Annotated in this window: 8 protein-coding genes; 5 read left to right on the top strand and 3 right to left on the bottom strand. The window is 63.2% G+C overall.

Annotated features, from left to right (window positions below; translation table 11 throughout):
• Positions 1 to 165: 165 nt before the first annotated feature.
• Complete coding sequence (locus VK519_RS03770) at positions 166 to 1,023, bottom strand: tetratricopeptide repeat protein (protein ID WP_324347805.1); 858 nt, start codon at positions 1,021 to 1,023, stop codon at positions 166 to 168.
• A gap of 165 nt (positions 1,024 to 1,188) precedes the next feature.
• Between VK519_RS03770 and VK519_RS03765 the strand changes: the two genes are divergently transcribed.
• Genes VK519_RS03765 through VK519_RS03755 form a run of 3 tightly spaced genes read left to right on the top strand, consistent with a single transcriptional unit; the run spans position 1,189 to position 3,367 of the window.
• Positions 1,189 to 1,992 carry an SGNH/GDSL hydrolase family protein gene (locus tag VK519_RS03765; protein WP_324347804.1) on the top strand — a complete coding sequence of 268 codons (804 nt, stop codon included), beginning with the start codon at positions 1,189 to 1,191 and terminating at the stop codon, positions 1,990 to 1,992.
• 12 nt (positions 1,993 to 2,004) lie between these two features.
• Positions 2,005 to 2,514 (top strand): DUF2127 domain-containing protein, encoded by a 510-nt coding sequence (locus VK519_RS03760; RefSeq protein ID WP_324347803.1) that lies wholly within the window; start codon positions 2,005 to 2,007, stop codon positions 2,512 to 2,514.
• 28 nt (positions 2,515 to 2,542) lie between these two features.
• Positions 2,543 to 3,367 (top strand): hypothetical protein, encoded by an 825-nt coding sequence (locus VK519_RS03755; protein ID WP_324347802.1) that lies wholly within the window; start codon positions 2,543 to 2,545, stop codon positions 3,365 to 3,367.
• A gap of 23 nt (positions 3,368 to 3,390) precedes the next feature.
• Here VK519_RS03755 and VK519_RS03750 read toward each other — a convergent pair whose 3' ends face one another.
• Complete coding sequence (locus VK519_RS03750; protein WP_324347801.1) at positions 3,391 to 4,299, bottom strand: cyclase family protein; 909 nt, start codon at positions 4,297 to 4,299, stop codon at positions 3,391 to 3,393.
• 39 nt (positions 4,300 to 4,338) lie between these two features.
• Entirely contained in the window at positions 4,339 to 4,665 is a 327-nt protein-coding gene (locus VK519_RS03745) for a hypothetical protein (protein WP_324347800.1), read from the bottom strand.
• Here VK519_RS03745 and VK519_RS03740 point away from each other — a divergent pair.
• Both VK519_RS03740 and VK519_RS03735 read left to right on the top strand, forming a co-directional pair.
• A complete protein-coding gene (locus tag VK519_RS03740) occupies positions 4,585 to 5,151 on the top strand; it encodes an alpha/beta fold hydrolase (protein ID WP_324347806.1) in 567 nt (188 codons plus the stop codon). The genes VK519_RS03745 and VK519_RS03740 overlap by 81 nt on opposite strands.
• Positions 5,152 to 5,847: 696 nt before the next feature.
• The coding region (locus tag VK519_RS03735) for a TonB-dependent receptor (RefSeq protein ID WP_324347799.1) at positions 5,848 to 8,543 on the top strand (2,696 nt) is incomplete at its 3' end.

Below are 8,543 nucleotides of genomic sequence, written 5' to 3'. Positions count from 1 at the left end.
CAGCGGCGCGTAGTAGTCGGTGCGGCCGAGCCGCCAGATCAGGTAGGGCACCGCGAAGATGATCACCATGGCGATCAGGAAGAGCTCGGCACTGTTCATCTGCGGTCCCCGGGATACTCCGGGGACCGAGATTAGCGCAGGTTCATGCGAAGCGGCGTAACGTCGTCAGGTCCAGCTGTCGTCGCTACCACCGCTGTCGACGCCGGAGTCGTCGCCGCCACCGCCGCCACCCCAGCTGCTGTCGTCGTTACCCATGTCGACGGGCTGGTCGCGAAGGTCGTCGTAGGCCTGGCCGCGGCTGTCGCCGGCATCGTTACCGCCGCCGGCATTCGCGTTCGAATTGCGCTCGCCTTCCTCGCGGCGTTCATGGTTTTCGTACATGTTCACCGCCGCGGCGCCGAGGGCGCCGCCGGCCAGGCCGCCCAGGAACGAGCTGCCCATGCCCGAGCCCTGGTTTTGCGGCGGATATCCCTGGCCCGGGAATCCCGGCGGGACATTGGTGTTGGGGCCCTGGCCGTAGCCCGGACCGCCTGGCGGGGATTGCCGCCGGCGCATCACCATCAACACGATGCCGCCGATCACCACCAGGCCCAGGACCCAGGGCCAGATGCTCGTATGGGGTTTCTCCACCTGGAATGGGACGGGAGCTGCGGTTGCACCTGATGCCTCACGACGCGCTGGCGCGATGCGCGTGGGAGCCGGCGCGGTAGCCTGGCGCAGTTCCGACTGGAAGTGCTGGAACTTGGCAGGGTCGGTGAAGCCGATCTTCGGATCGAGTGTCTGCGCCTTGTCCGCTTCGGCGCGTGCCTCGCCGATGTTGCCCTGGTGGGCCAACACCTGCGCCAGTACATAGTGCGCCTTGGCGCTTTGCGGATGCTCGGCGATGGCCTGGCGTAATTCCTGTTCTGCCAGGGGGTAATTACCCTGGGCGATGGCTGCCTGTACCGCCTTGGGTGAATCGTCGGCGAAGGCTGGACCGATGGCCGCAAATGCCAGGCAGAACGCGAACAAAAACTTCTTCATCTTTCGTGCCTCACTTTTCACTTGTCGCCAAGCGCGGATTCTATCTGTCCATGGTGGGGTGCCGACGTGACGGTACAAGGGCCCGGTCACCGTGACTTCAGGCACCCGTTGTCGGTAGCGGGCTGCCGGCCTATGCTCAAGAACTCGTCGGGAAGGGTTGGATCAATGAATCGTGCATGTGCCGCATTTGCGCTGGCTGGGCTTCTACTGATGGGATCGGCATGCACCGCCCTGACGCCCAAGGCACAGGTGGCCCCCGCGGTCGATGCCAATGCCAAGGCCGCCGCGGCACCGGCTGATCCGACCAGCGGACAGCGGCTGGCGGAGGCGAAGAAACAACTGGCCGACTGGCCTAATCTGGCTCGCTATCACGCCGACAACGCCACCGTGGCCAAGCCCGTCAAGGGTGACCAGCGCGTGGTCTTCATGGGCGATTCGATCACCGATTTCTGGGGGCGCGACCAGGGCGTGTTTTTTCCCGACAGGCCCTACATCAACCGCGGCATCAGCGGGCAGACCACGCCGCAGATGCTGGTGCGCTTCCGCCCCGATGTCGTCGCCCTGAAACCGAAGGCCGTGGTGATCCTGGCCGGCACCAACGACATCGCCGGCAATTCAGGCAAGGCGAGCGTGCAGATGATCGAGGACAACCTTGCCTCGATGGTCGACATCGCCCGGGCCAACCACATCAAGGTGATCCTGGCCACGGTGCTGCCGGTAAGCGACTACTTCGATCCGAACCAGAGCAAGAACCGCCCGCCGGAGACGATCAAGGAACTCAATGCCTGGATCCGCGACTACGCGCGGCGTGAGCACCTGGTGCTGCTCGACTACTACCCGGCGATGCTCGACGAGCAGGGCGTGTTCAAGAAGAGCCTGACCTTCGATGGCCTGCACCCGAATGCCGCGGGCTACGACGTCATGCGGCCGCTGGCGGCCAGGGCGATCGCCAAGGCACTGGGGAAATAAAGCCTGCACTTCATGGATCAAACCTCCACTTCCACACCCGGTCCCACCAAGCATCCGGCGGGCTTGCGCATCATCGCCGTATACAAGGCGGTCAAGACCGTCGGCTTGATCTTCATCGCCATCGCTGCCTTCCGCCTGGACCGCGAGCAGAACTTCCAGAACCTGGTGCAATGGCTCGAGCACCTGCAGCTGACCGAGAGCAACAGCCTCCGCTGGAGCCTGGTGCACCTGCTTGAAGGCATGGGACCGGCGAAATTCATTGCCGTGGGCATCGTGGCCCTGGTCTATGCCGCGATCTTCGCCACCGAGGGCATCGGCCTTTGGATGCGCAAGTACTGGGCCGAGTGGTTCACTGTGATCGCCACCGGTTCCCTGGTGCCCGTGGAGCTTTACGAGTGCATCATGCGCTTCAGCTGGCTGAAACTTGCCGTGATGGTGGCCAACGTGCTGATCGTGATCTACCTGGTGCGCATTGCCCTGCGGCCCCGGCATAGTGGCGTGGCCGCCAGTTCAGGCGTATAACCACGTCCAATATCACAGGGACGTGCCCATGGGGATCATCAGGCGTTGCGTGGTAGTGCTGGCCATCGTGTTTGGCGTTTGCGCATGCGACCAGCGAGCCATGATCGACAAGCTCACGCCCCATCCCGCCGCCGAGATCGGCCGGTCGGTGATCGACGAATGGCGGACGGGAAAGATCGACGAGCTTCGCCCGATGTTGTCCAGGGAACTGGATAACCCCGACACGCTGGCCAAGCTTCGTAGTCTGTCCGCCGGGATGCCGTCAGGCACGCCCGCCAGCGTGAAGGTGGTTGGCGCCTACACCAACGAACGCTGGGGTAGCGGCAAGGCGAAGCAGACCACCTATAACCTGAGCTACGAATACCAGTTTGACCACCGTTGGCTCCTCGCCAACGTCGTTCTGGTCAACACGGGCGACCGCACGGAAATCGTGGGCATGCGAGCCGAGACGCACGATCAGTCGCTCGAGCAAATCAACGCTTTCTCGCTTGCCGGGAAAGGGCCTTTGCAATGGCTCTTCCTGCTTGGCGTCATCGCCATGCCCCTGTTCTGCCTGTTCGCCCTGATCACTTGCCTGCGCACGCCGATGCGGCGGCACAAGGTGTGGTGGGCATTGTTCACCCTTGTGGGTGTCGTGACGGTTTCGATGAACTGGAGCACGGGTGAGGCGGGCTTCACGCTAATTTCGTTTCGGCTGTTCAGCGCTTCCGGTATGGCGCAGCTTTATGGGCCATGGCAGCTGGCCCTGTCGTTCCCGCTTGGCGCCGTATGGTTCCTGGCGCGGCGGCGCCATCTCATCGCCACGGCGCCACCCCCGCTCCCGGACGAAAATGTCGCGTCCGGAGCGGGATAGCCTCTCTCCAGGCTTGGCGGACATCACGTGCTGGCGTCCACCCAGGCGTGGGCGCGTACCGGGAAGGTGCCCATCCGGCGCACCTTGGGAGGTACAGCCGAGAACCGGATGCCTTCGACAGGAAGCTGCTCGAGCCCGGTGAGGTGCTCGACGATCGGGATGCCGGCACCCAGCAGGATGGTATGCACCGGCCGCGTGCCGCCCGAAGTGTCGTCGATGTTGAGCGAATCGATGCCCACCAGCCGCGCACCCTGGTCGCGCAGGTAGATGGCGGCCTTCTCGGTAAGGAACGGATGCCCTTCGAAGTAGGCATCGGTGCGCCAATGGCGATCCCATCCGGTGTGCACCAGCACGGCCTTGCCCTTGACGTTGAAGGCTGCGAATTCGGTCCAGTCCACCGCCCGGCTCGTGGCGCCCGCCACGTGCACGACCACGGCCGGCACGCCGGAGATCTGATCCAGTGCCAGCCCTGCCAGGTCGCAGCCATCGGCGTAGCGATGGAAGGGAGAGTCGATGTAGGTACCGGTGTTGCCCACCATGTCCAGGCGGTCAATCACGAACGTAGTGCCTTCGGCGTAGTGGGCCTTGGAGTTTTCCCGCGAAAGGTAATCGCATACCAGCGGCGCAGGCAGTCCCTTGTAGGTGATCATGCCGGTTTCAATCACGTGGCTGAGGTCGAACTTGTGCGTCGCGTTGGCCGCCGTGGCTTCATCGACCGCTGTCGCACGCTTGTGCGGCTCGGTAATGATGGCCTTGTTATGGATCTTCACGCTGCCCACCATCAGCAGGCGAAGGTCGCGGATGATGTACGCCGCCAGGGCGTCGTCGTCGATGTCATCGCCATCGATGTCCAGGCGGAAGCCCTGGCCCTGGATACCGCCGCCGTTGGAAAACGCCACGTCGAAATCGAAGCACACTCTCTTGTCGGTCATTTGCGCGGCTCCTTGGGGATTCTTTGATTGGGGATCTTGTCAGGCGCGACGCAACAGCGCTTCGCGCGTGGCATCGTCGGCCGGGAACAAACATTCCAGCGCCGGTTCCGAAAGCGTCACGTCCACCGGCGTGCCAAATACCGTGATGGTGGACACGAACGACAACACGGCTTCGCTGCCGGGCATGCGCAGGCGCAGCGGAACGGCGATGCGCTTGGCCGGCCGGGTGGCCTGCGGACCTGAGCAGGCGATTGCGGGCGCGCAACGGCATGGGACCTTCACGACATTACCCTGGTAGCCCATTCGGGCGCGAGCGGCGAAGCCATCCGCTACCTGTCCAGGCACGGCGACGAACGTATCCGCCATTTGGTGCTGGTGGGCGCAACCGGTCCCTGCATGCTGGCTGCGCAGGACAACCCGTGTGGCGTGCCCAGGGAGGCCGCGGAAGCGTTGTTGGGTGAACTGGCCCACGATCTTGCCGGATGGATCGACTCGAATGCCGGGCCCTTCGCACCTCGGGTGTCGGACCGGCTTATCCAGTGGCTTGGCCAGATGATCATGGACGTCTCGCGCCGCACATTCGTCGATTTCCAGCGGGCAATCCTGGAAACCGACTTCCGCGACGAGGCCGCCGCATTGCGTATCGCGGTCACCCTGATCCACGGCGACATGGATGCGTCCGCACCCATCGAGCTTACCGCCCATGCGTATGCGCGCATCGTTCCGGATGCGGAGCTGATCGTCTATGAAGGTGCGCCGCATGGCCTGATGTACACCGAGCGTGCACGTTTTATCGGCGAGCTCGCGGCGATCGTGGAAGCGGCAGGGCAGCGGCGCACGAGCATTGGCTGACCGCATGATCGGGAGCGGAAGGGCAAAGTTTAGTTCTTCGGAACTCCCGTGGTGCGGATTGCCCCAGAACCGCCAACAACCGCTTTTTTGCACAAACACGGGCCCCTCGACGCCCCATCCGGTGCCCGGAACCATCGGGCGGAAGGCGTTTTTTGCATTGCAGCGTGACACCTTGCGGTTTCAGCGTCTTAATCTGCCCCAGCGGGATTTAGACCGATCCAAATCAACGGCGGTCAGGTTAAGGGAAGGGTTGGGAAGGGCCAGGGGCGCGTGCGTCAGGCGCAGCTCATGGTGTTGCTGCTCCCCGCCTGGCAGGTTGAGGGAAAAGGGTAGCCGCCACGGCGACCCGGGGAGATTGAAGCATTCGCTGTTGATGGACCGAGTGCCATTGGACACCCAATATTTTGGATCGATCCAAGTTAAAGCCGGAGGAAATCGGGCGACAAATCGCCAATTCGCAGTACGTGATTAAACGGGGATTACTGCGCCGACTCCAGAGGCGCATAACTAAGTAGGGAATCACGAAAAATGACTCATTTGCCGCATGTGTCTTCGCGTAAGCCGTTGTATACCGCGCTCGCCCTGGCGAGCATGTCTTTGGGCGGGTGCCTGGGAATACCCTCCATTGCCTTTGCGCAGACGACTGCGCCCCCTGCATCTTCATCAACAGCACCGCCGCCGCCACAAAGCACTGCGGTGAAGAAGGAGAACAAGGGGAAAAAAGGAGACGTAACGGACCTCCAAACGGTCGTCGTCACCAGCTTCCGCCAGTCCGTCGACCAGAACATGCAGGACAAGCGGGATTCCAATTCCATCGTCGAAGTGATCAACGCGCAGAACATCTCGCAGTTTCCCGCCAAGAATATCGCCGACGCCCTGGCGCACGTGCCAGGCGTGGTCATCACCCGCGAATCGGGCGAGGGCAAGACGGTCAGTATCCGTGGCCTCGCTCCCGAACTCACGTTGACGGAACTCAACGGTAACTACGTGGCATCGGCCGACACGTCGGCGGGCCTCACCCGCTCGTTCAACTACACGTTGATCCCGGCCAACATGTTCTCCGACATCAAGCTCTACAAGAGCCTGGAAGCGCGCCTGGACGAAGGCGGCATCGGCGGCAACGTGGATCTGCACACGCGCCGCCCGCTGGAGATGGACGCCAACGACGGCTTCGTGTCGCTCAATGGCGCGGGTTCGGACAACAGCAGCAAGAAGGAGCCGCAGACCTCGGCGTTGTGGTCGTGGAAGAACAAGGACCAAACCTTCGGCGTGCTGGTGGCCGGTACCTACCTCAAGCGCCGCGACATCGACTACACCGCCAATGCGTCGAGCTGGCAGTGGTGGGACAACGATTGCGTCGACCACGCCACCTGTACGCACCAGCCGACCAACGTGCATGGCAACGGCTATGGTGCCGATGTCAATTCCAACCTGGCGCTGTGGCCCGGCGGCGGCGTGGTGGACCAGGCAGGCAACCAGTATTCGGGCTACTGGATGCCGCAGCAGTTCTCCACCAGCCGCAACCAACTGGACCTGAAGTCCAAGAGCGCGCAGGCCACCATCCAGTTCAAGCCCACCGACCATTTCCTGCTGACGGGTAATTACTTCCGCTTCCAGCGCGAGCAGACCCAGATCACCAACACGCTGGAAGTGCCCGAGTGGGGCCTGCCCAGCAATCATGATTTCAACGACCAGCAGGGCCGCCTGCTGGCGCCCAACGGGCTGACTTTCGACCCGTCGCATACGGTGGTGACCGGGGCGAACTACGTGCTGCCGGCCCCGGGCGTGGGTTGTAACTCCACCGTCAATCCGTCCACCGGCGCCACGCGCCAGGCCGTGGACGTGTGCTCCACCGAAATTCCCTGGCTGAACGGCAATTACTCGGTAGAGAAGGCCACTTCGCAGACCATCAACCTGGAAGGCGAGTGGGATGACGGCGGCGCGCTCAGCGGCACCTTCAACGTTGGCCGCACCTGGGCCACGGGCGGCCCGTCGGTGGAACTGGGCATGGCCGCCAAGCCGCGCAACTTCGTCGACGGCCAGTGGGTGGACGGCAGCAACGGCGCCTCGTGGACGCTCAACGGCAAGCCCACCATCAACGCCTCGCCCAGCGTCTTGCAGAACATGCTTGCCGGCGCGGGCCAGGTGGATCTGGGCTCGACCGGTTCGAACATGGTCAACACCGCCACCTCGCAGAACTTCGCCCAGCTCGACTTCACCTGGGCCTTCGACAACAGCTGGCTGCAGTCGATCCAGTTCGGCGCCAAGTACCGAGACAACAACGCCGAGCAGCAGAACAACGAGCTGCGCTGGTACTGCAAGGGCACCACCCTGCAGTTCCAGACCTGCGATCCGAACGCCGGCCAGCTGCCGGCGGGCTTCCTGCTGCCCAACCCGCTCGACGGCCGCAACGAGGCCTATAGCGACGCCACCTTCCCGGCGATCAACTACCCGGCGTACTACAACTACCTCAACTCCACCTACGACCGCGTGCTCTACCCGCATCCGGAAGACAAGTCGACGATCCAGGAGAAGATCTCAGCGGCCTACGTGCAGGCCAACTTCCAGACCGATACCCTGCGCGGCAACGTGGGCCTGCGTTTCGTCAGCACCAAGCAGGACCTGACCGTCGCCGACGAGATCACCACCAACAATGCGGTGTACTACCACGATGGCGGTGGCAACATCCTGATCTGCCCGGCCTCCGGCGTGAACGCCGGCGGCGGCCCATGCGCACCAGGCGACTTCCAGTACCTGCCGCGCGAACAGTCGGTGATCCAGACGTTCTCCAACGCTTCCACCAAGACCAAGTACAACAAGCTGCTGCCGAGCTTCAACGTGGCCTGGACCCTGCCCAACGACTTCGTGATCCGCGCGGCGGGTTCACAGGCGATGGCCCGCGCCAACTACACCGACCTTGCCCAGCTGGGTAGCCTCACCAACAACACGGTGGACTACTACAACGACCGCAAGCAGTTCGGCGCGCCGCCCCCGGGCTGGTACGGCAGCGGCGCCAATGCCGAGCTGAAGCCCTTCACCGCCACCCAGTTCGACCTGGCCGGCGAGTGGTACTACGCGCCCGAGTCGGTGGTCGGCCTGGACTTGTTCCAGAAGAAGGTGAAGAACTTCGTCGTTCCCGTCACCGTCAACAACATCAACGTGGACGTCGGCGGTACCGAGCAGAACTTCCTGCAGTACAGCACCAACGCCAACGGCCGTTCGGGTACCTCCAAAGGCGTGGAGCTGTACACGCAGCACACCTACGACTGGGGCTTCGGCTACATCGCCAACTACACGCTCAACAAGACCAACGAGACCCCGGTATCCCTGGGCGATACGCAGGTGGGCAAGTCCGAGCTGATCGGCAGCGCCAAATACGCGGCCAACATCTT

This window comes from Pinirhizobacter sp., assembly GCF_035317885.1.
Classification (GTDB): domain Bacteria; phylum Pseudomonadota; class Gammaproteobacteria; order Xanthomonadales; family Rhodanobacteraceae; genus Pinirhizobacter.
This window is presented reverse-complemented; position numbering and strand designations above follow the sequence as displayed.

What these genes read in the sequence shown, in the direction of transcription:
- VK519_RS03755 (WP_324347802.1), top strand. Translation starts at nt 2,543, where the DNA reads ATGGGGATCATCAGGCGTTGCGTGGTAGTGCTGGCCATCGTGTTTGGC.
- VK519_RS03770 (WP_324347805.1), bottom strand. Translation starts at nt 1,023, where the DNA reads ATGAAGAAGTTTTTGTTCGCGTTCTGCCTGGCATTTGCGGCCATCGGT.
- VK519_RS03750 (WP_324347801.1), bottom strand. Translation starts at nt 4,299, where the DNA reads ATGACCGACAAGAGAGTGTGCTTCGATTTCGACGTGGCGTTTTCCAAC.
- VK519_RS03765 (WP_324347804.1), top strand. Translation starts at nt 1,189, where the DNA reads ATGAATCGTGCATGTGCCGCATTTGCGCTGGCTGGGCTTCTACTGATG.
- VK519_RS03760 (WP_324347803.1), top strand. Translation starts at nt 2,005, where the DNA reads ATGGATCAAACCTCCACTTCCACACCCGGTCCCACCAAGCATCCGGCG.
- VK519_RS03745 (WP_324347800.1), bottom strand. Translation starts at nt 4,665, where the DNA reads ATGGCGGATACGTTCGTCGCCGTGCCTGGACAGGTAGCGGATGGCTTC.